Source organism: Streptomyces sp. NPDC056222 (genome assembly GCF_042264065.1).
In the GTDB taxonomy this organism is placed as follows: Bacteria; Actinomycetota; Actinomycetes; order Streptomycetales; family Streptomycetaceae; genus Streptomyces.
In genome coordinates, this window is record NZ_JBHJTL010000003.1 from 24083 (window position 1) to 49351 (window position 25269).

The 25269-nt window shown below is 71.9% G+C and carries 21 protein-coding genes; 8 read left to right on the forward strand and 13 right to left on the reverse strand.

The window, feature by feature from the left end:
* Positions 1-231: 231 nt before the first annotated feature.
* The 10 genes from ACFC0D_RS02280 to ACFC0D_RS02325 all read right to left on the reverse strand — a co-directional run bounded on the left by ACFC0D_RS02280 (position 232) and on the right by ACFC0D_RS02325 (position 10963).
* Positions 232-1236: a sugar phosphate isomerase/epimerase family protein gene (locus ACFC0D_RS02280; protein WP_376430570.1), complete on the reverse strand. Its 1005-nt coding sequence runs from the start codon at positions 1234-1236 to the stop codon at positions 232-234.
* Between the two features lie 13 nt (positions 1237-1249).
* A complete protein-coding gene (locus tag ACFC0D_RS02285) occupies positions 1250-2458 on the reverse strand; it encodes a Gfo/Idh/MocA family protein (RefSeq protein WP_376430571.1) in 1209 nt (402 codons plus the stop codon).
* Between the two features lie 47 nt (positions 2459-2505).
* Entirely contained in the window at positions 2506-3543 is a 1038-nt protein-coding gene (locus ACFC0D_RS02290) for a substrate-binding domain-containing protein (RefSeq protein WP_376430572.1), read from the reverse strand.
* A 56-nt stretch (positions 3544-3599) separates the two neighbouring features.
* Positions 3600-4607: an ABC transporter permease gene (locus ACFC0D_RS02295; protein ID WP_376430573.1), complete on the reverse strand. Its 1008-nt coding sequence runs from the start codon at positions 4605-4607 to the stop codon at positions 3600-3602.
* Entirely contained in the window at positions 4604-6139 is a 1536-nt protein-coding gene (locus ACFC0D_RS02300; RefSeq protein WP_376430574.1) for a sugar ABC transporter ATP-binding protein, read from the reverse strand. The genes ACFC0D_RS02295 and ACFC0D_RS02300 overlap by 4 nt, the downstream gene beginning before the upstream one ends.
* A gap of 164 nt (positions 6140-6303) precedes the next feature.
* The gene (locus ACFC0D_RS02305; protein WP_376430575.1) at positions 6304-7485 is read right to left on the reverse strand and encodes an ROK family protein; all 1182 of its coding nucleotides are present in this window, start codon (positions 7483-7485) and stop codon (positions 6304-6306) included.
* Positions 7486-7653: 168 nt separating this feature from the next.
* Positions 7654-8262, reverse strand: a complete 609-nt coding sequence (locus ACFC0D_RS02310) for a class F sortase (RefSeq protein WP_376430576.1) — start codon at positions 8260-8262, stop codon at positions 7654-7656.
* 136 nt (positions 8263-8398) lie between these two features.
* A complete protein-coding gene (locus ACFC0D_RS02315) occupies positions 8399-8989 on the reverse strand; it encodes a hypothetical protein (protein WP_376430577.1) in 591 nt (196 codons plus the stop codon).
* A 227-nt stretch (positions 8990-9216) separates the two neighbouring features.
* Complete coding sequence (locus ACFC0D_RS02320) at positions 9217-9894, reverse strand: GntR family transcriptional regulator (RefSeq protein ID WP_376430578.1); 678 nt, start codon at positions 9892-9894, stop codon at positions 9217-9219.
* A gap of 121 nt (positions 9895-10015) precedes the next feature.
* Positions 10016-10963 carry a beta-ketoacyl-ACP synthase III gene (locus ACFC0D_RS02325; RefSeq protein ID WP_376430579.1) on the reverse strand — a complete coding sequence of 316 codons (948 nt, stop codon included), beginning with the start codon at positions 10961-10963 and terminating at the stop codon, positions 10016-10018.
* A gap of 262 nt (positions 10964-11225) precedes the next feature.
* Here ACFC0D_RS02325 and ACFC0D_RS02330 point away from each other — a divergent pair, with 262 nt between their 5' ends.
* From ACFC0D_RS02330 to ACFC0D_RS02355, 6 genes are all read left to right on the forward strand, one after another.
* Complete coding sequence (locus ACFC0D_RS02330; protein ID WP_376430580.1) at positions 11226-12203, forward strand: 2-dehydropantoate 2-reductase; 978 nt, start codon at positions 11226-11228, stop codon at positions 12201-12203.
* Between the two features lie 19 nt (positions 12204-12222).
* The gene (locus tag ACFC0D_RS02335) at positions 12223-14163 is read left to right on the forward strand and encodes a molybdopterin oxidoreductase family protein (protein ID WP_376430581.1); all 1941 of its coding nucleotides are present in this window, start codon (positions 12223-12225) and stop codon (positions 14161-14163) included.
* A complete protein-coding gene (locus ACFC0D_RS02340; protein WP_376430582.1) occupies positions 14144-16237 on the forward strand; it encodes an NADH-ubiquinone oxidoreductase-F iron-sulfur binding region domain-containing protein in 2094 nt (697 codons plus the stop codon). Before ACFC0D_RS02335 ends, ACFC0D_RS02340 begins: the two co-directional genes overlap by 20 nt.
* On the forward strand, positions 16234-17094 hold the full coding sequence (locus ACFC0D_RS02345) for a 2Fe-2S iron-sulfur cluster-binding protein (RefSeq protein WP_376430583.1): 861 nt from the start codon (positions 16234-16236) through the stop codon (positions 17092-17094). Before ACFC0D_RS02340 ends, ACFC0D_RS02345 begins: the two co-directional genes overlap by 4 nt.
* 5 nt (positions 17095-17099) lie before the next feature.
* Complete coding sequence (fdhD, locus tag ACFC0D_RS02350) at positions 17100-17948, forward strand: formate dehydrogenase accessory sulfurtransferase FdhD (protein ID WP_376430584.1); 849 nt, start codon at positions 17100-17102, stop codon at positions 17946-17948.
* 159 nt (positions 17949-18107) lie between these two features.
* On the forward strand, positions 18108-19973 hold the full coding sequence (locus ACFC0D_RS02355) for a hypothetical protein (protein WP_376430585.1): 1866 nt from the start codon (positions 18108-18110) through the stop codon (positions 19971-19973).
* Positions 19974-20001: 28 nt separating this feature from the next.
* On the opposite strand, the gene ACFC0D_RS02360 is transcribed toward ACFC0D_RS02355, so the two are convergent.
* The 3 genes from ACFC0D_RS02360 to ACFC0D_RS02370 all read right to left on the reverse strand — a co-directional run bounded on the left by ACFC0D_RS02360 (position 20002) and on the right by ACFC0D_RS02370 (position 22094).
* A complete protein-coding gene (locus ACFC0D_RS02360; RefSeq protein ID WP_376430586.1) occupies positions 20002-20406 on the reverse strand; it encodes a (2Fe-2S) ferredoxin domain-containing protein in 405 nt (134 codons plus the stop codon).
* Positions 20403-20924, reverse strand: a complete 522-nt coding sequence (locus tag ACFC0D_RS02365) for an isochorismatase family protein (RefSeq protein WP_376430587.1) — start codon at positions 20922-20924, stop codon at positions 20403-20405. Before ACFC0D_RS02365 ends, ACFC0D_RS02360 begins: the two co-directional genes overlap by 4 nt.
* Positions 20925-21044: 120 nt before the next feature.
* Positions 21045-22094, reverse strand: coding sequence for a bile acid:sodium symporter family protein (locus ACFC0D_RS02370; protein ID WP_376430588.1), 1050 nt, complete (start codon positions 22092-22094; stop codon positions 21045-21047).
* A gap of 124 nt (positions 22095-22218) precedes the next feature.
* On the opposite strand from ACFC0D_RS02370, the gene ACFC0D_RS02375 reads away from it, so the two are divergent.
* Both ACFC0D_RS02375 and ACFC0D_RS02380 read left to right on the forward strand, forming a co-directional pair.
* Positions 22219-23094 carry a LysR substrate-binding domain-containing protein gene (locus ACFC0D_RS02375; RefSeq protein ID WP_376430589.1) on the forward strand — a complete coding sequence of 292 codons (876 nt, stop codon included), beginning with the start codon at positions 22219-22221 and terminating at the stop codon, positions 23092-23094.
* A 335-nt stretch (positions 23095-23429) separates the two neighbouring features.
* Positions 23430-25259: an AMP-dependent synthetase/ligase gene (locus ACFC0D_RS02380; RefSeq protein ID WP_376430590.1), complete on the forward strand. Its 1830-nt coding sequence runs from the start codon at positions 23430-23432 to the stop codon at positions 25257-25259.
* Positions 25260-25269: the final 10 nt, after the last annotated feature.

A 25269-nucleotide genomic window follows, 5' to 3' on the forward strand; every position in this document is an offset into this window, starting at 1 on the left:
TCCGGGGACCGGCGTGCGCCGTCACGCTGGTCGCGTATTCCACAGTTACGTCATGTACACATCAGCCACACAGGGGACCGTAGCGGGGTTCGTCCACGCCCGAAAGCCCTTGTGCGCCGGTGCTGTCGAACTTTTCACCGCGAGAGGACAAAGCCGCTCGCGGGCAGGGCGGACCGGCCCGGTGGCGTTGCCGCCACCAGGCGCCGACCTGCGTGCATGAAGCCCGGAGGGCTACCGATCGCCGCCGAACGCGGCGTCGAAGGACGCCGCCGGAGGGTCGAAGTCGAACCGCTTCAGATGGGAGAGCGCTTCCGGAGCTCCGGTGAGCCGGTCCATCCCGGCGTCCTCCCACTCCACCGAGACGGGCCCGGCGTAGCCGATCGAGCGGAGCATCCGGAACACGTCCTCCCAGGGCACGTCGCCGTGCCCGGCCGAGACGAAGTCCCAGCCGCGGCGGGGGTCGCCCCAGGGAAGGTGCGAGCCGAGCCGCCCGTTGCGGCCGTCGAGGCGCTTGCGGGCCTCCTTGCAGTCCACGTGGTAGATCCGGTCGCGGAAGTCCCACAGGAAGCCGACCGGGTCCAGGTCCTGCCAGACGAAGTGGCTCGGGTCGAAGTTGAGCCCGAAGGCCGGCCGGTGGTCCACCGCCTCCAGGGCGCGCTGGGTGGTCCAGTAGTCGTACGCGATCTCGCTCGGATGGACCTCGTGGGCGAAGCGCACGCCCTCGGCGTCGAAGACATCGAGGATCGGGTTCCAGCGCTCCGCGAAGTCCTGGAAGCCGCGCTCGACCATCCGTTCCGGAACCGGCGGGAACATCGCCACCAGATGCCAGATCGACGAGCCGGTGAAGCCGATGACGGTGTCGACGCCCAGGGCCCCGGCGGCCCGCGCGGTGTCGGCCAGTTCGCGCGCCGCCCGCTGCCGTACGCCCTCGGGCTCGCCGTCGCCCCAGATCCGGGCCGGCACGATCGCCTGATGGCGTTCGTCGATCGGATGGTCGCAGACGGCCTGGCCCACCAGATGGTTGGAGATCGCCCAGCACTTCAGGCCGTACTTCTCCAGAAGGGCGCGGCGGCCGTCGACGTACGACGGATCGGCAAGGGCCTTGTCGACCTCGAAGTGGTCGCCCCAGCAGGCGAGTTCGAGGCCGTCGTAGCCGAAGTCACGGGCGAGCCGGCAGACCTCCTCCAGCGGCAGATCGGCCCACTGGCCGGTGAAGAGGGTGAAGGGACGGGTCACGATTCACGGCCTCCTAGAGCTGTACGGGGGTGTAGACGGCGTTCTTCTCGGCGCTCTCCTCCACCGCGGCGAGGACCCGCTGCACCTGGAGCCCGTCGGCGAAGGACGGCGCGGGGCCGGCTCCGGACGCGATGGCGTGGACCAGGTCGCGGGCCTGGTGGACGAAGGTGTGCTCGTAGCCGAGCGCGTGACCGGGTGGCCACCAGCCCTCCAGGTACGGGTGGTCCGGCTCGGTCACGAGGATGCGGCGGAATCCGGCGGAGGCGGCCGGCTCGGTGTGGTCGTGGAAGGAGAGTTCGTTGAGCCGCTCCAGGTCGAAGGCGAGCGAGCCCTTCTCTCCGTTGATCTCAAGCCGCAGGGCGTTCTTGCGGCCGGCGGCCATCCGGGTCGCCTCGAAGGAGGCGAGCGCCCCGGAGGCGAGCCGCCCGGTGAACAGCGCCGCGTCGTCCACCGTCACCGTCCCGTACGTCGCGCCCGCGGGAGCCCCGGCGAGCCCGGCCGACACTCCGGCGAGCAGCGGCCGCTCCCGTACGAAGGTCTCGGTGAGCGCCGACACCCCGACCAGGAGCTCCCCCGCGAGGTACTGGGCGAGGTCGACGGCGTGTGCGCCGAGGTCCCCGAGGGCTCCCGATCCCGCGTGCTCGCGCTCGAGGCGCCAGGTCAGTGGGAAGCCCGGGTCGACGAGCCAGTCCTGCAGATAGGTGACCCGTACGTGCCGGAGCGCGCCGAGCCTGTCCTCGGCGATGAGCCGGCGGGCGTACGCGATCGCCGGGACCCGCCGGTAGTTGAAGCCGACCATGGCGACCTGGCCGCGGGCGGCCGCCGCCGTGGCGGCGGCGACCATGGCCTCGGCCTCGGCGACCGAGTTGGCGAGCGGCTTCTCGCACAGGACGTGCTTGCCGGCCTCCAGCGCGGCGACGGCGATCTCCGCATGGCTGTCGCCCGGGGTGCAGACGTCCACGAGCTGGACGTCGTCGCGGGCGACGAGGGCGCGCCAGTCGGTCTCCGTCGCCGCCCAGCCGTGCTGCGCGGCGGCGGCCCGGACGGCGGTCGCGTCACGGCCGGCGACGGCGGCGAGGACCGGCCGCATCGGCAGGTCGAAGACGCGTCCCGCGGTGCGCCACCCCTGGGAGTGGGCGGCGCCCATGAACGCGTACCCGACCATGCCGATGCCGAGTGTCGGCGGCGTGGCCTCGCCGGCCTCGCTGTCCCTCTGTTCCATACGGATTCCTCCTCGTCGGTTGCGCGGTGGGGGCGGCCGGAGGCCGGTCAGCTGAAGCCGGTGGGCAGGTACTCGTCGACGTTCTCCTTGGTCACGACGGCCGAGTAGAGGGTGATGGAGGCCGGGATCTCGAGCTCGGCCATGCCGCCGACGCCCTTCTTCTGGCCGAGGGCGCGGGCCAGGTCGATGGCGGAGGCGGCCATGGTCGGCGGGTAGAGGACGGTGGCCTTGAGGACGCTGTCGTCGGCCTTGATGGCGTCCATGGCGGACTTGGCGCCGGCGCCGCCGACCATCAGGAAGTCCTTGCGGCCGGCCTGGGCGATGGCGCGCAGCGCACCGACGCCCTGGTCGTCGTCGTGGTTCCACAGGGCGTCGAACTTCGGCTGTGCCTGGAGGAGTTGGGCCATCTTGGCCTGGCCGGACTCGACGGTGAAGTCGGCGGCCTGGCGGGCCACCTTGCGGATGTTGGGGTAGTTCTTGAGGGCGTCGTCGAAGCCCTGGGTGCGCTGCTTGGTCAGCTCCAGGCTGTCCATGCCGGCGAGCTCGATGACCGTGGCGTTGGGCTTGTCCTTGAGCTGCTCGCCGATGTAGCGGCCGGCGTTGAGGCCCATGCCGTAGTTGTCGCCGCCGATCCAGCAGCGGTAGGCCTGCGGGGAGGCGAAGATGCGGTCCAGGTTGATGACGGGGATGCCGGCCTTCATCGCCTGGAGACCGACCTGGGTGAGCGCCTTGCCGTCGGCCGGCAGGATGACCAGGACGTCGACCTTCTTGTTGATGAGGGTCTGGATCTGGCCGATCTGGGTGGCGGTGTCGTTGGAGCCCTCGGTGATCTCCAGCGTGACCTCGGAGTACTTCTTCGCGCGCTCCTTGGCGTTCTGGTTGATGGCGTTGAGCCAGCCGTGGTCGGCCTGCGGGCCGGCGAAGCCGATGGTGACGGGGGTGCCGGGCTTGTCGTCGGCGGCCGGGACGTTGCTCGCGGCCGGGGCCTGGTTCTTGGGCTCGTTGCTGGTGCAGGCGGTGAGCAGCGCTCCGGCGGAGACGGCCGCGGTGCCGAACAGCAGTCCTCTGCGGCTGGTTTCTGGCATGGCGATGGATCCCTTCGGGGGTGAGGGAGATGCAGGGGCGTTGTGGGGGTCGGGGGTCAGGCCTCGCCGTGGCGGGCTGTGCGGCGCTGGACCAGGACGGCGGCGACGATGATCGCGCCCTTGGCGATCTGCTGGACGTCGCTCTGCAGATTGTTGAGCGCGAAGATGTTGGTGATCGTGGTGAAGACCAGGACGCCGAGGACGGAGCCGACGATGGTGCCGCGGCCGCCCGAGAGCAGGGTTCCGCCGATGATCGCGGCGGCGATGGCGTCGAGTTCGTACAGGTTGCCGTTGGTGTTCTGGCCGGAGCCGGACAGGATGATCAGCAGGAAGGCCGCGATGCCGCAGCACAGGCCGGAGAGCAGATAGAGGTAGAGGCGCTGTCGGCGTACGTCGATGCCGGCGAGGCGGGCGGCTTCGGCGTTGCCGCCGACGGCGACCGTGCGGCGGCCGAAGGTGGTCCGGTTGAGGATCAGCCAGCCCACGACGGTGACGGCCGCGAAGACGAGGACGAGCGGCGGGATGCCCAGGATGTAGGCGTCGGGGATGCCGAGGTCGAGGACGGAGTCGACGGTGACGATCTGGGTCCTGCCGTCGGTGATCTGGAGGGCGAGTCCGCGGGCCGAGGCGAGCATGGCGAGGGTCGCGATGAACGGCACCATCCCGCCGTACGCGATGAGCAGCCCGTTCACCAGTCCGCAGCCGAGTCCGACGACGACGGCCGTGAAGAGGATGCCGGCGAAGCCGTACTCCTGGGTGGCGAGCGTCGTCGCCCAGACGGAGGCGAGGGCGACGATCGCGCCGACGGAGAGGTCGATGCCGCCGCTGGTGATGACGAAGGTCATGCCGACGGTGACGACCCCGATGACGGAGGCCTGGGTGAGGACGAGCTGGAGGTTGGAGGTGGCGAGGAACTCGTCGGGCTTGGTGAAGCCGCCGACCGCGATCAGGACGGCGAGCACGCCGAGCAGGGAGAGGTTGCGGACATCGGCCTTCAGCCCGAGCGAGCGCCAACCACCCCCTTGCGCAGGCGCCTTGGTGCTCTTGGCGGTGGACAGCGTCATGACGTGGGGCTCCCTTCCATCACGAGGTCGAGTACGCGGTGTTCGTCGAGCTCACGGGCGGCTGCCGTGTGGACGACACGGCCCTCCTTGAGCACCAGGACACGGTCGGCGAGGCCCAGGACCTCGGGCACCTCGCTCGACACGAGAAGGACGGCGAGGCCGTCGTCGGCGAGGCGGCGGATGACGGCGTAGAGCTCGGCGCGGGCTCCGACGTCGACGCCCCGGGTCGGCTCGTCGAGCAGCAGGACACGACAGCCGCGCAGCAGCCACCGCGCGAGGACGGCCTTCTGCTGGTTTCCGCCGGAGAGGGTACGGATCCGGGCGTCGGGGTTGTCGGGTCGCAGCGAGAGCTCCCGGGTGGCCGTGCGGGCGGCTTCGCGTTCGGCGTCACGGTCGATCCAGCCGGCGCGCGAGAAGCGGGCGAGCGTGGAGACGGACACGTTGCGGGTGACGGACTCCAGCATCAGCAGCCCCTGGGCCTTGCGCTCCTCGGGAGCGAGGCCGAGGCCGGCACGGACGGCGTCGCGGACGCTGCCGGGGCGCAGGGTGCGCCCGTCGACGACGACCCGTCCGGTGGTGGCCTTCCGGGCGCCGTAGATCGTCTCCAGGATCTCGGAGCGGCCCGATCCCACGAGTCCGGCGAGGCCGACGATCTCGCCGGGCCGCAGTTCGAGGTCGACGGGGTCGAACTCGCCTTCCCTGGCGAGCCCGTGGACCTGGAGGACGGGTGCGGAGGCCGGGGGTTCGGCGGGGCGGGGCGGGAAGACGTACTCGACATTCCGACCGGTCATCATGGCAACGATGTCTCGGGTGGGTGTGGAGGCCGCGGGCAGCCCACCGGCCACGGCACGGCCGTCCTTGAGGACGGTGACCCGGTCGCCGATGCGGCGGATCTCCTCCAGGCGGTGGGAGATGTAGACGACAGCGACGCCCGCCGCGGTGAGGTCGGCGACGATACGGAAGAGGTTGTCGACCTCGTCGGGGTCGAGGGCGGCCGACGGCTCGTCCATGACGATGAGGCGGACGTCGTGGGAGAGGGCACGGGCCATCGAGACGATCTGCTGCTGGGCGGCGGAGAGGTCGCCGACGAGGCGGGCCGGGTCGATCTCGGGGTGGCCGAGCCGTTGGAGAAGCGCGGCCGTGGCCGTCCTGGCTTCGCGGCCGCGGACGACGAATCCGGCGGTGGTCGGTTCGTGGCCGAGGTGGACGTTCTCGGCGACGGACAGCCCTTCGACCAGGTCGAGTTCCTGGTAGATGGTGGCGATGCCGAGCCGCATGGCGGCGATCGGGGAGCGGAGCTGGACGGGTGCGCCGCGCCAGGTGATCCGGCCGCCGTCGGGCTGGTGGGCACCGGCGAGGACCTTGATGAGGGTGGACTTGCCGGCGCCGTTCTGGCCGAGGAGGCAGTGGACCTCGCCGGGCGCGACCTCGAGGTCGACGCCGTCGAGGGCGCGGACGCCGGGGAACGACTTGGTGATGGCGGACATGGTGAGCAGGGGTGTTTCAAGGCGTGCCGACGGTGGCGATGGCATGGGTGATCCCCTCGGCGGGTGCGGGTGGCGCCTGAGCGAGTGGGTGCTGAGGTGGTTCCGGCGGGATGGGGGCCGGTGGATGGCGTGTGCCCACCCGTTCCGCCGGGGCCCCGGACGGAGTCCGGGGGGAGGAACGCGTGTCCACACCCCACCCGTGGGCGGGGTTACGCCGGGGAGAAGAGGTGGTCGCTGATGAGGCGGGCCGCGCCGATGACTCCGGCTGTCGGGCCCAACTCACCCAGCACGATGGGGAGGTTGCCGGTGGCCAGAGGCAGGGACTGCCGGTAGACCTGGGTGCGGACACTGGCAAGGAGGTTGTGACCGAGGCCGGTGACCCCGCCGCCGATCACCACCAGACCGGGATTGAAGAAGCTGACGAGTCCGGCGATGACCTGCCCGACCCGGTTGCCGCCCTCGCGGATGAGCGTGAGTGCGGTGGCGTCGCCCGCGGCGGCCGCGGCGGCGACGTCGATCGCCGTGAGCCGGCCGGCCGCCGCGAGGCGTCCGGCGAGCTCGTCCGACCTGCCCGCGCGCGCCGCGTCCTCGGCGTCGCGGGCCAGGGCGGCGCCGCTGAAGTGGGCTTCCAGGCAGCCCTTGTTGCCGCACGCGCAGGCGCGGCCGTCCGGTTCGACCTGGATGTGCCCGATGTCGCCCGCGCTGCCCGTCGTACCGCGGTAGACGTCACCGCCGACGACGATGCCGCAGCCGATGCCCGTACCGATCTTGACGCAGAGGAAGTCGCCGACGGAGCGGGCGACGCCCGCGTGCTGCTCCCCCATGGCCATCAGGTTCACGTCGTTGTCGACCATGACCGGGCAGCCGAGCTCCTGGCTGAGCGCCTCCCGTACGGGGAAGCCGTCCCAGCCGGGCATGATCGGGGGTGCGACGGGGATGCCCTCGGGGAAGCGGACCGGGCCCGGGACGCCGATACCGGCTCCGTCGAATCCTTCGGCGAGCCCGGAGGCCCGCAGTTTGGCCGCCATCGACAGGGCCTGCTCGAAGACGGCGACGGGACCCTCACGGACGTCCATCGGGTGGTTGAGATGCCCGAGCACCTCCAACTCGGCGTTGGTGACGGCCACATCGATGGATGTGGCGCCGATGTCGATGCCGAGGAAGCGGAGTTCGGGGGCGAGCCTGATGTTGTGCGAACGGCGTCCGCCGCGGGAGGCGGCGAGGCCGTCCGCGACGACGAGACCGGTCTCCAGGAGCCGGTCGACCTCGACGGCGAGCTTGGAGCGGGAGAGGTCGATCTGATCGCCCAGCTGGGCGCGGGAGTTGGGTCCTCCGTCGCGCAGCAGCCGGAGCAGACGCGCCTGGTGCGCGTTGGCAGGTCGTGCCGTCATGCGTCTCACGCGCCCCTCCCCTGGTGCCGTGTGGCGGGCTCTCCGTCGTGCTTTCGAGGGGAACGTAGCAGCGGTGTCCCGGGGTGGGAAGAAGTCGCGCAGGAATCCGAGCAGACTTTTTCCTGAACGAGGACAAAGCCGGGTGGGGCTACGGAACGGGGGCGCCGGTCAGCGCACGGCGACCAGGCGGGCGGAGACGACGACGTTGCCTTCGTACCCCTGCCGCTTCGAGAAGTCTCCGCCGCAGGTGAGGACGCGCAGCTCGGGCAGGGCACCCCGCTTGTAGACCCGCTCGGCCGGGAAGTCCTCCTTCGGGACGACCTCGACGCCGTACACGGAGAAGACCGCCGTCCGCCCGTCCTCGCGGGCGATCTCGATGCGGTGGCCCTTGCTCAGCGCGCCGAGGTCGTAGAAGACGGCCCGCCCGTCCGGGGTGTCGACATGGCCGACGACGACGGCCGTGCCCCGCTCGCCCGGGGTGACGGCGCCGGTGTACCAGCCGGTGAGGTTCTTCTCGTACGCGGGCGGGGTGTCGATCCATCCCTCGGCGTCGCGGCCGACGTCCGTGACGGGGGCGTCGACGCGTACGGCCGGGATGCGGACGCGTACGGGGCGGGAGGTGGGCAGCGGGTCGGGGGCGGTCGCGTGGTCCGGGGCGACGGCGGCGCTCGTACGGTCCGGTGCCGCGGCGGCGACCGGCTGCGGGGGGCCTCCGGCGCGCCATTCCTCCGTGCCGCCCCGGACGAGATGGATCCCCACCAGCAGGACGACGGCCACGACTCCCCACGCGCCGCGCCTCGACGATCCGTTCGACCCCTGCACGATCCGCTCTCTTCGTGTACGCGGTGGCGCCCCTCCGCCCCGGACCTCGTCATCCGGGGCGGAGGAGCCGTCGGCCCCGCCGACCCCGCCGTCAGTCGTGGCTGTCGGTGCGGCGGCGCATCAGCAGCATCCCGGCACCGCCGAGCGCGCCCGCGATCAGAGCGGTGCCGGCGACCACCTCGGTGGTGCCGAGCTCCCCGGCGCCGCCACCGAAGCCCGCCTTGACGCCCTTGTGCGCGCCGGTGTCGTGGGCGGCCGTCGCGTCGCCGCCCGTGGACTGGCCATCTGTGGAGTCGCCGCCCGTGGACTGGCCGCCCGTGGACTGGTCCGTGGGTGCTCCGGCGATGGTGAGGGGGGCGGTGCCCTTCTCACCCTTGCAGTCGAAGGTCACCTGGTACTCCGCACCGGCCTTGGCCTCGACGTCGACGGTGGCGGTGCCCGCGCCGCCCTCGTCGAGAGTGACGGTGTCGAAGACACCGGACGAGACGGTGACGGACGGGACCTCGCAGCTGTCGGACTTCAGCGTGACCGTGCCGCCGGGAGCGACCGTCGTGGGTGAGACGGAGAAGCCGAACGACGTGACGTTGCTTCCGGTGCCGTCGTCGGCCATGGCCGTCGGCGTGGCGAGGGCGAAGGCGGCGGTGGCGAGCAGGGCCGCGGAAGCGACACGTATCGCGCGCATGGCGATCCTCCAGATCACGCGAGGGGCGGGCGCGGACGGTTTCCGCGTACGGCCGGAAATGCCCCTCGACGCGATCGAAGCTAGGGCCGCCCGGGCCCCCTCGCCACCGGGCTCCGCCGAACGGGGCCCCTGGAACGGGGCGCACCTGAACGGAAACGGCGTGCGGCCGAGGCGCCGGCCTGCGGCCGCCGCCGGCGTGCGGCGGGCGACAGGCCCGCTCGACCCCGTCAGCCCTGGCTGTGTTCGCGGTAGGTCGCGCGGGTGTGTTCCGTGTGGGCACGCATGATCGTGGTCGCGCGGGCCTCGTCGCGGGCCGCGATCGCGTCGATCAGTTGCCGGTGTTCCTTCCAGGACTGCTTGCCGCGCTGCCGTGCGACCGGCGTGTAGTACCAGCGGACCCGGCGGTCGACCTGGCCCGCCAGCTCGGAGAGGACGAGGTTTCCGGCCAGCTCCATGACCTTGGCGTGGAAGGCCGCGTTGGTCGCGACGGCGAGATCGACGTCGTCGTCCGCGACCGCCTGCTCGCCCCGCGCGCACAGCTCCTCCAGCGCGGCGATCCCGGCCGAGCCGGAGTTCGCGGCGGCGAGCCGTGCCGCCTCGGCCTCCAGGAGCGTACGGACCGAGAGGAGCTGGTCGGCCTCCTCGTCGGTGGGTTCGTGGACGAAGGCCCCCTGCGCCGGACGCAGATCCACCCAGCCCTCGGTGTTCAGCCGCTGGAGCGCCTCGCGCACCGGCTGCCGGGAGACACCGAGGTGTCCGGCGAGTTCGCTCTCGACCAGGTGCTGACCGGGACGCAGGGCGCGGGTGGTGATCAGTTCGAGCAGCGCTTCGTAGACCCGGTCGCGCAGCGGCCCGGGCCGCTCCAGCCTGGGCACGGCTCCTTGCGGCAGTCCTGCGGACAACATCGCGGCCCCCTCGATTCGCCGTGAGCGATCAACGCGGATTGGCTATCGTCTACAGTCTACCGGCGCCAATGTCCAGCCGTGCGGCCCGTCCCGATCTCGGCCGGAACGCTCCCACGTCCGGCTACGGCACCCGTACGACCTGCCCCGCGTACGAGAGGTTGCCGCCGAAGCCGAAGAGCAGGGTCGGCGCCCCGGAGGGGAGTTCGCCCCGCTCGACCAGCTTCGCCAGCGCCAGCGGGATCGAGGCGGCCGAGGTGTTTCCGGAATCGACGACATCGCGGGCGACGACCGCGTTGACCGCGCCGATCTTCGCGGCGAGCGGCTCGATGATCCTCAGATTGGCCTGGTGCAGTACGACGCCGGCGAGCTCCTCCGGCGCCAGCCCCGAACGCTCGCAGACCTGGCGGGCGAGGGCGGGCAGCCGCTGGGTGGCCCAGCGGTAGACGGACTGGCCCTCCTGCGCGAAACGCGGCGGGGTGCCCTCGATCCGTACGGCGTTGCCCATCTCCGGGACCGAGCCCCACAGCACGGGACCGATGCAGGGCTCGTCGCCCTCCTCGACCGCCTCGACGACCGCCGCGCCCGCACCGTCGCCGACGAGGACGCAGGTCGTGCGGTCGGTCCAGTCCGCCACCTCGGTCATCTTGTCCGCGCCGATGACCAGCGCGCGCCGGGCGCCGCCGGCACGGATCGCGTGGTCGGCGGTGGCGAGCGCGTGGGTGAAGCCGGCGCAGACCACATTGAGGTCCATGGTGGCGGGCGAGCCCATCCCGAGCCGGGCGGCGACGCGGGCCGCGGTGTTGGGCGAGCGGTCGATCGCCGTGGAGGTCGCGACGAGGACCAGGTCGATGTCGGCGGGGCCGAGCCCGGCGGCGGCGAGGGCCTTGCCCGCGGCGTGCGCGGCGAGTTCGTCGACCGGCTCGTCCGGGCCGGCCACGTGGCGCGTCCTGATCCCGACCCGGCTGCTGATCCATTCGTCGCTGGTGTCGACGAGTGCGGCCAGGTCGCCGTTGGTGAGCACCTTGGCGGGCTGGTAGTGCCCGAGCGCGGCGATACGAGTGCCCGTCATGCCCGGGACCCCCTTGGGTTCAATGTGGCGCGTGGTGAAGCGGAAGCAGGAACCACCCAGTCTTGCCAGCGACTGATCGGTAACCAGGCACGTAAACCACCAAGATTCGCCCGTAGGTGTTGGGAGACCGCGACAACGGGGACAACAGGGCGTTCCGCGACCCCTTGTCGACCCTCCTTCCATACTGTAGACAATATTTCGTCGACACAGTGAACTCCCGCCCGGTCCCTCGCGGTTCCCTCAACCGAACGGAGACCCGCACGTGAAGGTCGCAGTCCTCGGCGCCGGTGCGATCGGCGCCTACGTCGGAGCCGCGCTCGACCGCGCCGGCGCCGATGTCCATCTGATCGCCCGTGGACCGCATCTCGCGGCCATGAGGCAGCACGGCGTACGGGTCGAGAGCCCGCGCGGCGATTTCACCGCCCGGGTGCACGCCACCGACGACCCGAACGAGGTCGGCCCCGTCGACTACGTCTTCCTGGGTCTGAAGGCGAACGCGTACGCGGCGTGCGGGCCGCTCATCGCGCCGCTCCTGCACGACACCACGGCGGTCGTGGCCGCCCAGAACGGAATCCCCTGGTGGTACTTCCACCGGCACGGCGGCCCGCACGACGGCCATCGTGTCGAGAGCGTCGACCCGGCCGGCGCCGTCTCCGCCGTCCTCGCCCCCGAGCGGGCCATCGGCTGCGTCGTCTACGCCGCGACCGAGCTCAGCGGCCCCGGGGTCGTCCGCCATCTGGAGGGCACCCGGTTCTCCATCGGCGAGCCCGACCGCTCGGCGTCCAAGCGCTGCGAGGTGTTCGCCGACGCGATGCGCGCCGGGGGCCTGAAGTGCCCGGTCGAGCCGGAGCTGCGCCACGACATCTGGATCAAGCTGCTCGGCAACATCTCCTTCAACCCCATCAGCGCGCTCGCCCGGGCGACGATGCGCGAGATGTGTCTGCACGGCGGCACGCGGCAGGTCGTCGAGCTGATGATGCACGAGACCCTGGCCGTCGCCGCGGCCCTCGGCTGCCGCCCCGACATCTCCGTCGAACGGCGCCTCGCCGGGGCGGAACGGGTCGGCGACCACCGCACCTCCACCCTCCAGGACCTGGAGCGGGGCAAGCCGCTGGAGCTGGACGTGCTCCTCGCGGCCGTGGTGGAGCTCGCGGCCGTCACCGACGTGCCGGTGCCGACGCTCCGAACCGTCCACGCCCTGTCGGATCTGCTCGCGACCCAGTCCAGGAGCACGGCATGACCCAGTCCAGGAGCACCGCATGACGAACACGAGGAAGCGGGACCGCGGCCCCAAGACGTACACCCGGCTCACCCACCCGCTCGTACGGGACGAGAAGGGCGGGCCGCTGCGGCCGGCCGGCTGGGACGAGGCGCTGGAACGGGCGGCGGCCGGATTCCGGGCGGCCCGGGGCGCGTTCGGGATGTTCTCCTGCGCCCGCGCGACCAACGAGATGAACTACGTGGCGCAGAAGTTCGCGCGGGTGGTGATGGGCACCAACGACGTCGACTCCTGCAACCGGACCTGTCACGCGCCGAGCGTCGCCGGGCTGTCGGCGGTCTTCGGCTCGGGCGGCGGCACCTCCTCGTACGAGGAGATCGAGCACACCGATGTGATCGTGATGTGGGGCTCCAACGCCCGCTTCGCGCACCCCATCTTCTTCCAGCACGTCCTGAAGGGGATACGGAACGGGGCGCGGATGTACGCGGTGGATCCGCGCCGCACCTCGACCGCCGAGTGGGCCGAGAGCTGGCTCGGGCTCGACGTCGGCACCGACATCCCGCTGGCGCACGCCATCGGCCGCGAGATCATCCACGAGGGCCTGTACAACCGGGCGTTCGTGGAGCGGGCGACGAGCGGCTTCGAGGAGTACCGGGCCCTGGTCGAGCCGTGGACACCGACGGCAGCGTCGAAGGTGACGGGCGTACCGGTCGCCGCGATACGGGAGCTGGCGCACGCCTTCGCCCGGGCGGAGCGGGCGCAGCTGTGCTGGACGCTCGGTATCACCGAACACCACAACGGCACCGACAACGTCCGCGCGCTGATCAACCTGGCGCTGCTGACGGGGCACGTGGGGCGTTACGGCTCCGGGGTGCAGCCGCTGCGCGGGCAGAACAACGTGCAGGGTGGCGGGGACATGGGCGCGATCCCGAACCGGCTGCCCGGATTCCAGGACATCCTCGACGCGGGGGTGCGGGAGAAGTTCGAGTCCTTCTGGGGTGTGGGCATCCAGCCGCGGTACGGGCGGACGCTGACCGAGATGTTCGAGGCGATGGAGAGCGGCGACCTGCGGGCCGTGTACTGCATCGGCGAGAACCCGGCGCAGTCGGAGGCGGACAGCGGGCAGGCGATGGAGCGGCTCGCGAAGCTGGACTGCCTGGTGGTGCAGGACATCTTCCTCACCAGGACCGCCGAGTTCGCGGACGTGGTGCTCCCGGCGACGGCGGCGTGGTGCGAGACGGAGGGCACCACCACCAACAGCGAGCGGCGGGTGCAGCGGGTCCGCAGGGCGGTGCTGCCGCCGGGTGAGGCCCGCGAGGACATCGACATCATCTGCGAGCTCGCGCGCCGGCTCGGCCACGAGGAATGGAAGTACGCGGACTCGGAGGCCGTCTGGAACGAGTTGCGGGCGCTGTCTCCGGATCACTGGGGCATGACGTACGACCGTCTGGAGGAGCATCAGGGCATCCAGTGGCCGTGCCCGGACCTGGAGCGCCTCGAACCGTCGTTCCTGCACGGCCGGTTGTGGGAGAGGGATCCGGAGCTGCTGGGCAGGCGGGCGCCGTTCGGGATCGTCCGGCACGATCCGCCGGTCGATCTCACCGACGAGGAGTATCCGATCCGGCTCACGACCGGGCGACGGCTCGACTCGTACAACACGGGTGTGCAGAGCGGGAGTTACGCCTCCCCTTTGCGGCGCGGCGAGTTCGTGGAGCTGTGCCCGGAGGACGCGGAGCGGTACGGGGTCGCGGTGGGCCAGCGGGTGCGGGTGAAGTCGCGGCGGGGGTCGGTGGTGGCGCCGGTGTGGGTGGATCCCGCGCTGCGGCCGGGGCTGGCCTTCATGACGATGCACTTTCCGGACGAGGTCGACACCAACCAGCTGACGATCGAGGCGAACTGTCCGATCGCGGGAACGGCGGAGTTCAAGGCGTCGGCGATACGGATCGAGAGGGTGGCGGACGATGGATCTGCGCTTCGGTGACAGCAAGCCGACGGACGACGAGCGGGAGGCCGTGGACGCGGTACTCGGCCCGCCGGAGTCGGCGTGGGAGGGCGCGGACGACCGCTCGGCGGCGGATCTGCGATGGGCGCGGGGCGGCCGGGAGGCCAGGGAGCGCCGGGACCTGCTGCTGCCGGGGCTGCACGCGCTCAACGACCGGGTGGGGTGGATCAGTGAGGGCGGCCTGGACTATCTCTGCCGCCGGCTGACGGTGCCGCCGGCGGAGGCGTACGGGGTGGCGACGTTCTATGCGATGTTCGCGGTACGTCCCCGCCCGGCGCAGGTCCTCCACGTCTGCACGGACCTGACCTGCGCGGCCCGGGGGTCGGCGGCGGTCACGGCGGGCCTGGAGGCCGAGGGTGTCGCCTTCGAACCGAGCCCGTGCCTGGGCCTGTGCGAGCGAGCTCCGGCGGCGCTGCTGGTACGGGCGGGGGCGGACGCGGCAGGCGCCGGGGCCGGCGGGACGTCGAGGCCCGCGCCCGGTACGTCGGGGCCCGCGCCCGGGACGTCGGGGCCTGCCCTGGGTCCGACGGGGCCAGCGTCCGATCCGCCGACGTCACCCCCCGGCCCGTCAGGGCCCTCCCCCGGTCCGTCGTCACCCGCCGGCCCCGGCACCTCGCTGCTCGGCGCGCTCAGCGGGCAGGAGCCGACAGCGGCCGGCACCCGGAACTCCGTCGCCCCGGGAGGCACGACCCGGGGCGACGGGCCCGCCGCCCCTGTTGTGCCCACGCACCGCACCCGTCTCTCCGTCGTCGTCGCTCCCGCCACGACCGTCGCGCTCGCCCGGGCGGCCCGGCACCCGGAGGCCGCCCCGTCCGAGCCGCCCGCCGTCATGGCCGTTCCACAGGCCGGGCATCCCGGGCTCACGCTCCTCGGGCGGGTCGGGGTCGTCGATCCGGGCAGCGTGGACGACTACCGGGCGCACGGCGGGTACGCGGCGCTGCGGCGGGCGTTCGCGCTCGGGCCCGCCGGGGTGATCCGGGAGGTCATGGAGTCAGGGCTCGTCGGACGGGGAGGGGCCGCGTTCCCGACGGGGCGGAAGTGGCAGGCGACGGCCTCGCAGCCCGATTCCCCCCACTACGTCGTGTGCAACGCCGACGAGTCCGAGCCAGGCACCTTCAAGGACCGCGTCGTGATGGAGGGCGACCCGTACGCGCTCGTCGAGGCGATGACCGTCGCCGGGTACGCCGTCGGGGCCCACCGGGGCTATCTGTACATCCGGGGTGAGTACCCCCGCGCGTACGAGAGACTCACCCACGCGATCGACGAGGCGCGCGCCCGTGGACTGCTCGGCGACGACATCCTCGGCAGCGGCTTCGCCTTCGACATCGAGATGCGGCGCGGCGCCGGCGCGTACATCTGCGGCGAGGAGACCGCCCTCTTCAACTCCATCGAGGGACATCGGGGCGAGCCCCGCTCCAAGCCGCCCTTTCCCGTCGAGAAGGGCCTGTTCGGCAAGCCGACGGCCGCGAACAACGTCGAGACGCTCGTCAACGTCCTGCCGATCCTCACCCAAGGCGCCGAGGCGTTCCGCGCCACCGAGACCAAGCTGTTCTGCGTCTCGGGCGACGTCGACCGGCCCGGGGTGTACGAGCTCCCGTTCGGGGCGACCCTCGACGAGCTCCTCGACCTCGCCGGAAGGCCGGACACGTTGCGGGCGGTGCTGCTCGGCGGGGCGGCGGGAGGGTTCGTCCGCCCGGACGAGCTGGACATCCCGCTCACGTTCGAGGGCACCCGGGCCGCCGGCACCACGCTCGGCTCCGGCGTGGTCCTCGTCCTCGACGAGTCCGTGGACCTGCCGCGGATCCTGCTGCGCATCGCCGAGTTCTTCCGCGACGAGTCCTGCGGCCAGTGCGTGCCCTGCCGGGTCGGCACGGTCCGCCAGGAGGAGGCGCTGCACCGCATCAAGGACCGTACGGGCGAGGCGGCGGCCGGTGACATCGCCCTGCTGCGCGAGGTCGGGCAGACCCTGCGCGACGCATCGATCTGCGGTCTCGGCCAGACCGCGTGGAACGCCGTCGAGTCCGCCATCGACCGTCTGGGGGTCTACAAGTGACCACGGTTCCCCTCGCCCCGCCCCGCCGCCTGCTGGAGTTCACGCTCGACGACACGCCCGTGCGTGTTCCCGAGGGCGCGACGATCCTCGACGCCTGCCGTACCGCCGGGAAGGAGGTGCCGACCCTGTGCCACGGCGACACGCTCACCCCGAAGAACGCCTGCCGGGTGTGCGTGGTCGAGGTCGAGGGCGCGCGGACCCTCGCCCCGGCCTGCTCGCGCCTCGCGGAGCCCGGGATGGTCGTCCGTACCGACACCGAGCGCACCCGGCACAGCCGGAAGGTCGTCCTGGAGCTGCTCGCCTCCTCGGTGGATCTCTCCACCACCCCGCGCGCCGCCGAGTGGATCAAGGAGTACGGGGCGGAGCCCGACCGCTTCGGCCCGGAGGCCCGCAGGCTCGGCGAGGAGCCGCGCGTCGACAACGACCTCTATGTGCGGGACTACGACAAGTGCATCCTCTGCTACAAGTGCGTCGACGCCTGCGGCGACCAGTGGCAGAACTCGTTCGCGATCTCCGTCACGGGCCGCGGCTTCGACGCCCGGATCGCCGTCGAGCACGACGGGCCGCTCACCGAGTCCGCCTGCGTGTACTGCGGGAACTGCATCGAGGTGTGTCCGACGGGCGCGCTGAGCTTCAAGCGCGAGTTCGACATGCGGGCGGACGGCTCCTGGGACGAGGAGGCGCAGACGGAGACGACGACGGTGTGCGCCTACTGCGGAGTGGGCTGCAACCTCACGCTGCACGTGCAGGACAATGAGATCGTCAAGGTCACCTCCCCGCACGACAACCCGGTGACCCACGGCAACCTCTGCATCAAGGGCCGCTTCGGCTTCCAGCACGTACAGAATCGGGTGTAGCGATCATGGGACGGGTGACCGAGCGACGACGGGTCCTGCGGATCCGCGGCGAGGCCGTGAACGAGCGCCCGGACACGCTGGTGGCCGAGGAGCCGCTGGAGATCCGGCTGAACGGCAAGCCGCTCGCGATCACGATGCGCACGCCCGGCGACGACTTCGCGCTCGCCGTCGGGTTCCTCGTCAGCGAGGGGGTGCTCGGCGCCGCGTCGGACGTACGGAACATCGTGTACTGCGCGGGCGCCAAGGACGACGGCACGAACACGTACAACGTGGTGGACGTGCAGCTGGCTCCCGGTGTCCCCGTCCCGGACATCACCCTGGAGCGGAACGTGTACACGACGTCGTCGTGCGGGCTGTGCGGCAAGGCCAGCCTGGACGCCGTAAGGACCACGGCGCGCTTCCCGATCGCCGACACTCCCCCGGTGCGGCTGGCCCCGGAGCTGCTGGCCCGCCTCCCCGACCGGTTGCGCGCGGCCCAGCGGGTCTTCGACCGGACCGGGGGCCTGCACGCGGCCGCGCTGTTCTCGGAGGACGGCGAGCTGCTCGACGTACGGGAGGACGTGGGCCGCCACAACGCGGTGGACAAGCTGGTGGGACGCGCCCTGACCGACGGGCGGCTGCCGCTGGACCGGGCGGTCCTGCTGGTCTCGGGCCGGGCCTCGTTCGAGCTGGCGCAGAAGGCCGTGATGGCGGGTATTCCGGTCCTCGCGGCGGTCTCGGCGCCGTCCTCGCTCGCCGTGGACCTGGCGGTCGAGACGGGCCTGACGCTGGTGGGTTTCCTTCGCGGGCCGGACATGAACGTGTACGCGGGCGAGCACCGGATCGCCCTCGGGGCGGCAGCCTCCCACGGCTGACCCCGGGGCCCGCCCGCCGCACGGGTCGGGCCACCGGCCGGCGGGGAGCGCCCCCTGCGCCGGCCGGCCCCGCGCCCCCCTGCACTCGCGCAGAACGATCGGGAGACAAGTGTCCACCCCCTCCTTATGGTGTAACTGCGCACCAGCGAGGGGGAACTGATGACGCAACAGATCTCTGTGGAATTACCGCGGTACCACAACGACGAGGCGACTCGGCTGCTCTGCGGGTACACGTATCTGAGCACGGAGTTCGCCGGGTCCGTGATCCAGGACCTCGTCGCCGAACGGCTCAGGGCGCACGGCCTCCCGCTCGGCGTCGATCTCGTGGCACTCGTCCGGCACGCCAGGGTGGCACGGCGTCTGCACGCGATCCGGGACGGCCTGCTGACGGTCTGCTGGCTCGTCCTGTGCTTCGCCCTGGTCGCCGCGGTCGTCGCGCTGACCGAACCGCTGGCTGTGCGGGGCGAGCGGCTGGGCGACTGTCTGCAGCTGGCAGGCTGCGGACTCCTCTCCGCGGTCGTGGTGGTCTTCGCCGCCGGTCTCGTCTGCCGGCGCGCGGCGCGCCGGATCCACCGGGGCGAGGTCTCGCCGCGCGAGGGGGCGGCGGCGGTCGCGTCCCGGGTCGAGGAGGAGCTCGACGGACCCGACGAGACGAACGTGGTGCCGTACGGGACGTCCGGCAAGGAGGAGCTCCCCTTCGTCGGCAGCGGCGTACGGATCAGCGAGACCGTGTGGCCGGGCATCGAGGTCGGCCGGCCCGCCAAGGACGACCAGGGTGCCGCGCTGCCGATGACCCCGTTCGACGCGGTCGAGCTGCACGCCTGTCTCATCGAGCGGCTGGCCGACGTCTCGGGGATCGAGGAACTGCGCGCTCGCAACCGTCTGTACGTCCAAGGGCATCAGGCACACGACCTCGGGGCCGAACTCCTGCCGGATCCGCTCCGGCGGCCACGGACCCGCATCGACCCCGGGCTGGTGGAGGCGGGCATCACGGAGAAGGAACGGGTGATGCGCACCTACCTCGCTCTGGACGTCGTCGGTGCCGGGGGTGCGTACGTCGTGACGATGTTCGTACGGGCCCGGCTCAGCCGGTCGCTGCTGTCCTGGGAGGTCTCGGCCTACGTCCTGCCGCCGTTGCACGCACTCTTCGACCAGGTGGCGAACCTGCCCCGGGGCCGGGTGGAGGAGGTCTGGCGGCTGATCGGGATCACCCTGTCGCAGCTCTGGAAGCTGCTGTCGCGGGCCCCGGTCCGGCTGCTGCGCCGGGTGAAGCAGCGCGTGCGCAACGCCTGGCGGTTGTGGTGGGACCGGCAGCGGATCCTGCACCGCAAGGGGCACTTCGACTACGGGACGGTCGGCAGTGTCCGGTCCTGGGCGGCGGACCTGGAACGGCTCGACTACCTCCAGCGGATGGACGTGCTGGACACCTTCCAGCGTCTCGAACAGGGGGTGCTGCTCACGACGGAGCAGTTCCTGAGGGAGCACAACGTGGACACGTCCGATTTCGAGCGGGCCCAGACCCTCATCACGCACCACTCGTACACCTTCAAGGGTGCGGTCGTGGGGCAGAACGTCTTCGGGAACTACGGGTCCAACATCGCCTCGGGGCCGGTCTCCGGGACTGCGAACGGCATCGGCCCGGCGGCCGGCGTCGGTGTCGGCCCGATGCCCACGCCGGCGCCCAGGCCCGGCGGCACCACACCATCACGCGGACGACAGGGGGACGCATGGGTACGTACAACTTCCACGGACCGGTCAGCGGACAGAACGTCTTCGGCGACCACGGACGCAATCAGGTCTTCCAGCGGGGCCCCTCGCCCGCCGACGCGATCCGGCTGGCCGCCGAGCTCGTGGCCCTGCTGCGTGCCGAGGGGGTGGGGCGGGAGGATGCCGCCGTGCTGCTCCACGGGGAGCTGGCGCGGGCCGCAGAGGAGGGCCGGCCCGTGGACGAGGGCCGGGCCCGCACCTGGCTGGGCACGATCCGGGACGGAGCCGCCGCGGGGAGCGGGGCGATCGGCCTGGTGACGTCGCTGGCTCAGGCGCTGGGGCTCTCCTAGCGGACTCGACGGCCGGTCGTCTCGGCCGGGGGGTCGATCATCTGGAGGGCCAGGGTGGGCGGGGGTTCGGCGATGCCCGGGCCGCCCGCCGTCGTCCAGGCGAGGATGTCGTCGAGGCAGTCGTCGTCCACGGTGAAGCCGATCCACGCGGCCCGGCCGCCGCGTCGGCGGCCCTCGGTGGAGGGCTGGACCACGACGATGTTGGCCTGCGCGCACGGGCCGAGGCAGTCGCTCGTACGGACCGACAGCCGGCCACCGGACTCGGCCGCGGCGCTGCGGAGCCTGGCGAGCTGGCCGGCGTGGTCGATGCCGGGGTTCTTGCGGGCGTCGCCGCAGCAGCAGCCCCGGCAGACGACGAGGGAGCAGGGGCGGGCGCCGTAGCGTATCGGGACGGGCGTCACGCGGGTCCCTCCAGGGTGATCGCGGCGACGGGGGCGACCGTGCCGAGACGTGGGAAGTCGAGCGCCACCGAGGCACGGTGCTCGTCGGCGGTGAACGCGGTCATGGCGTCCTCGGCGAAGACGGGTTCGTAGCCGAGGTCGCAGGCGGCGCGGGCGGTGGACTCGACGCCCAGGTTGGTGGCGATGCCGCCGAACACGACGGTGGTGACCGAGTGTTCGGCGAGGAGTTCGTGGAGCCCGGTGTCCTGGAAGCCGCCGATCGTCCGCTTGACGACGACATGGTCGCCGGCCTGGACGAGGGAGGGGACCAGCTCGCTGCCGGGCGGCTGGGTCCCGACGTTCGGCCGCTCGACCCTGATGTGGACGACGGGCGCGCCGGCGGCCCGGAACGTCCGGGCGAGCCGGGCGGCCGCGGCGACGACGTCGGTGCCGGAGCGGGGTGCGAGGGGCAGCGCGACGATGCGTTCCATCAGGTCGACGAGGACGAGCGCGGTGCGGCCGGGATCGAGTGCGGGCATGGGAGCACGGTAGCGGGCGCGGTGATCTTCACGGTGGGGGTGGGGATGTGATCCCGCCAACGGGAGGGGAGGTCGCGGGGCCCCTCGGCGGTGGCGTGGGCGGCGGGCCCGGCCGTCGCCTCAGCCCCTCGCCCCGGCGGCTTCCGCCGTCCTCGCGCCGTCCGCCGCCGGATCCGAGCTCGGGGCCACGTCCGGTGCCTGCTCCCGGGCCCGCCGCTTGGCGAGGACCGCGCAGACCATCAACTGCATCTGGTGAAAGAGCATCAGCGGCAGCACGGCGAGCGACGCCTGCGGCCCGAACAGCACGCTCGCCATCGGGAGCCCCGCTGCCAGGCTCTTCTTCGAGCCCGCGAACTGGATGGCGATCCGGTCGGCCCGGTCGAATCCCAGCCGCTTCGCCCCGTACCAGCTCAGCGTGAGCATCAGCGCGAGCAGGACCGCCTCGACGGCCAGCAGGAGTCCGAGCCGGTCGGGGGTGACCAGGTGCCAGATTCCGGCGACCATGCCGTGGCTGAAGGCCGTGTACACGACGAGCAGGATCGAGCCCCGGTCGACGTATCCGAGCGCCTTCTTGTTCCTGGTCAGGAACGGGCCCACCCAGCGGCGCAGCAGCTGGCCCGCCACGAACGGCACGAGGAGCTGGAGCACGATCTTCATCAGCGAGTCGCCGGAGAAGCCGGCCGCGCCGCCCCCGATCAGCGCCCCGGCGAGCAGCGGGGTCAGCACGATCCCGGCGAGGGAGGAGAAGGAGCCCGCGCAGATCGCCGCGGGCACATTGCCGCGTGCGATCGAGGTGAAGGCGATCGAGGACTGGATGGTGGAGGGCACCAGGCACAGGAAGAGGAGGCCGCTGTAGAGAGGGGGCGTGAGAACGGCCGGTACCAGTCCCTTCGCCGCGAGTCCGAGGAGCGGGAAGAGGAGGAAGGTGCAGGCGAGGACCGTGAGCTGGAGCCGCCAGTGCTTGATTCCGTCGAGCGCCTCGCGGGTGGAGAGCCGGGCGCCGTAGAGGAAGAACAGCAGGGCGATGGCCGCCGTCGAGGCCCCGTCGGCGGCCGTGGCCGCGGCGCCGGAGGCGGGCAGCAGGGCTGCGAGGCCGACCGTTCCGAGCATCGCCAGGATGAACGGGTCGATCGGCAACCAGGACGGGAGGAGGGTCGTGCGGCGGCTCATGTGCTCCACTGCCTTCGGACGGGGTCGTTCCCTCCCCATCCTGCTCCCTCGCGCGGACATCGGGAATCCCGTACAGCGCTCTGACTGCCATCGCGAATCGTGATGACCGCGCTACGGTGGACGGGTGTACGACCCCTCACAGCTGCGGACCTTTCTCGCGGTCGCCCAGACGCTGAGCTTCACGCAGGCCGCGCGCCGGCTCGGCGTGCGGCAGTCGACCGTGAGCCAGCACGTTCGGCGCCTGGAGGAGGCGACCGGGCGTCCGCTCTTCACCCGGGACACCCACAGCGTGGAGTTGACGGAGGACGGCGAGGCGATGCTCGGCTTCGCCCGGACGATCCTCCAGGCCCATGAGCGGGCCGCGGCCTTCTTCACCGGGACCCGGCTACGGGGCCGGCTGCGCTTCGGCGCCTCGGAGGACTTCGTCGTGACGCGGCTGCCCGAGATCCTGGAGTCCTTCCGGCGCGAGCACCCCGAGGTGGATCTGGAGCTGACGGTCGAGCTGTCGGGGACGCTGAACGCCCGGCTCGAGGCGGGACGCCTCGATCTCATCCTCGCCAAGCGGCGCGCCGAGGAGAGCGGGGGCGAGCTGGTCTGGCAGGACTCGCTGATCTGGATCGGCTCCCCGCGGCTGCGCCTGGACCCGGACCGGCCTGTTCCGCTGATCGTCTTCCCGCCGCCCGGGATCACCCGCTCCCGGGCCCTCGAAGCGCTGGAGGCGCACGGCCGGGCGTGGCGGATCGCTTGTACGAGCAGCAGCCTGAGCGCGAACATCGCGGCGGCCCGCGCCGGGCTCGGCGTCATGGCCCACACGCGTGGCCTGGTTCCGCCCGGCCTGACCAGGCTCCCGGCCCGGGCGGATCTGCCGGAGCTCGGCGATGTCGACTTCGTCCTGCGCAAGGGCCGGCGGCGCGGGCCGTCCCAGGAGGCGGCCGACGCCCTGGCCGCGGCGATCCTGGCGGGCGGCGACCGCCTGCACCGGCCGCACACGCCGAGCTGACGACGTGCGGGAAAAGCGGTCAGGGGCGGCCCTTGATCTTCTTCGTCGTGCGAGGGGATCCGGTCCGGAGCCACCCGGGCTTCCGCCCGGATCGTGGGTGGCCGGTACAGATTCCGTGTGCCCGGTACAGATTCCGTGGAGATTCGGGACCGCCCTGCTTACTCGCCAGTCAGTAACCCGCCCCGATCACCCGCCACTTACCCGCTCCCCCTCGCCTGACCTGTGAGAACACCCAATGTCCCGGCTTGGTGAAGGCCCTCCCGCCCGCCAGTCGGGTGGGGTACCGTCACCCGCGCCGTACGGAGAGCGACAACGAGCGGGCGAGGAGCAGGTCATTGCGCGAGTTCACCGTGCCGCCCGTCGAGGCGGCGCCTCAGGTCGGTGGTCTGGCGGACGCGGTGTTCGATCACGCCGAGCGGACCCCGGACCGGGTCACGTTCGGGCGCAAGGACGCCGCGGGGCAGTGGCAGGACGTGACGGCGGCGCAGTTCAGGGACGAGGTGCTCGCTCTCGCGAAGGGGCTGATCGCGCACGGCGTACGGTTCGGCGACCGGGTCGCCATCATGGCCAGGACCCGCTACGAATGGACCCTGTTCGACTTCGCGCTGTGGACGCTGGGCGCGCAGTCGGTGCCGATCTATCCCACGTCCTCCGCCGACCAGGTCTACTGGATGCTGCACGACGCCGAGGTCACCGCCTGCGTCGTGGAGCACGAGGACCACGCCATGACGATCGGTTCGGTGATCGACCGGCTGCCGCGGCTCCAGCGGCTGTGGCAGCTGGACGCGGGTGAGGGTGCGGTCGCCGAACTGGTCGCGGCCGGCGCGGAGATCGACGAGGACATCGTGCAGCGCCACCGGCGGGCGGTGACGCCTGAGTCCGTGGCGACGATCATCTACACCTCGGGCACCACGGGCCGCCCCAAGGGCTGCATCATCACGCACTCCAACTTCATGTTCGAGACGGACATGCTGGTCGGGCGCTGGGAGCCGGTCTTCCATTCCAAGCCGGGCGACGAGGCCACGACCCTGCTCTTCCTCCCGCTCGCCCATGTCTTCGGGCGGATGGTGGAGGTCGCGGCGGTGCAGAGCGGGGTGAAGCTGGGCCACCAGCCGGTGCTCGCGGCGTCCGAGCTGCTGCCCGACCTCGCCGCGTTCCGGCCGTCGTTCATCCTGGCCGTGCCCTACGTCTTCGAGAAGGTCTTCCACGCGGCCCGCCGCAAGGCGGAGAGCGAGGGGAAGCTGGGCCCCTTCGACAAGGCCGTGGACGTGGCGGTCAAGTACGCCGAGGCGATGGAGCAGAAGGCGTTCGGGCTCGGCCCCGGCCCGTCCGCGGGGCTGCGGATGCAGCACCAGTTCTTCGAGAAGATGGTGTACGGGAAGGTCCGCGACGCGATGGGCGGGCGGGTCCGGCACGCGATGTCGGGCGGCTCGGGCATGGACCGTCGGCTCGGGCTCTTCTTCGAGGGTGCGGGGGTGACGGTGTTCGAGGGGTACGGCCTGACCGAGTCCTCGGCGGCCGCGACCGCGAATCCGCCCGAGCGCACGAAGTACGGGACGGTGGGGCAGCCGGTCCCGGGCACGACGGTGCACATCGCGGAGGACGGGGAGGTGTGGCTGCACGGCGGCCAGATCTTCTCCGGGTACCTCAACAATCCGCAGGCCACCTCCGCCGTCCTCAACGACGGATGGCTGGCCACCGGGGATCTGGGGATGCTCGACGAGGAGGGCTATCTGACGATCACCGGGCGGAAGAAGGAGATCCTGGTGACCTCGGGCGGCAAGAGCGTGTCGCCGGCCGGCCTCGAGGAGCGGGTGCGGTCGCACCCGCTGATCGCGCAGTGCATCGTGGTGGGCAACGACCGGCCTTACATCGCCGCGCTGGTGACGATGGATCAGGAGGCGGTGGAGCACTGGCTGGCGATGCAGGGGCGGCCGCCGCTGCCGCCGGCCGAGCTGGTGCGCGACCCGAGCCTGGAGACCGAGATCCGGCGGGCGGTGGTGGCGGCCAACACACTGGTCTCGCAGGCCGAGTCCATCCGGACCTTCCGGATACTGGCGCACCCGTTCAGCGAGGAGCACGGGCTGCTCACGCCCTCCCTCAAGCTGAAGCGCAAGGCGATCGAGAAGGTGTACGCGACGGAGGTCGAGGCGCTGTACGGCTGATCGCGGCGCA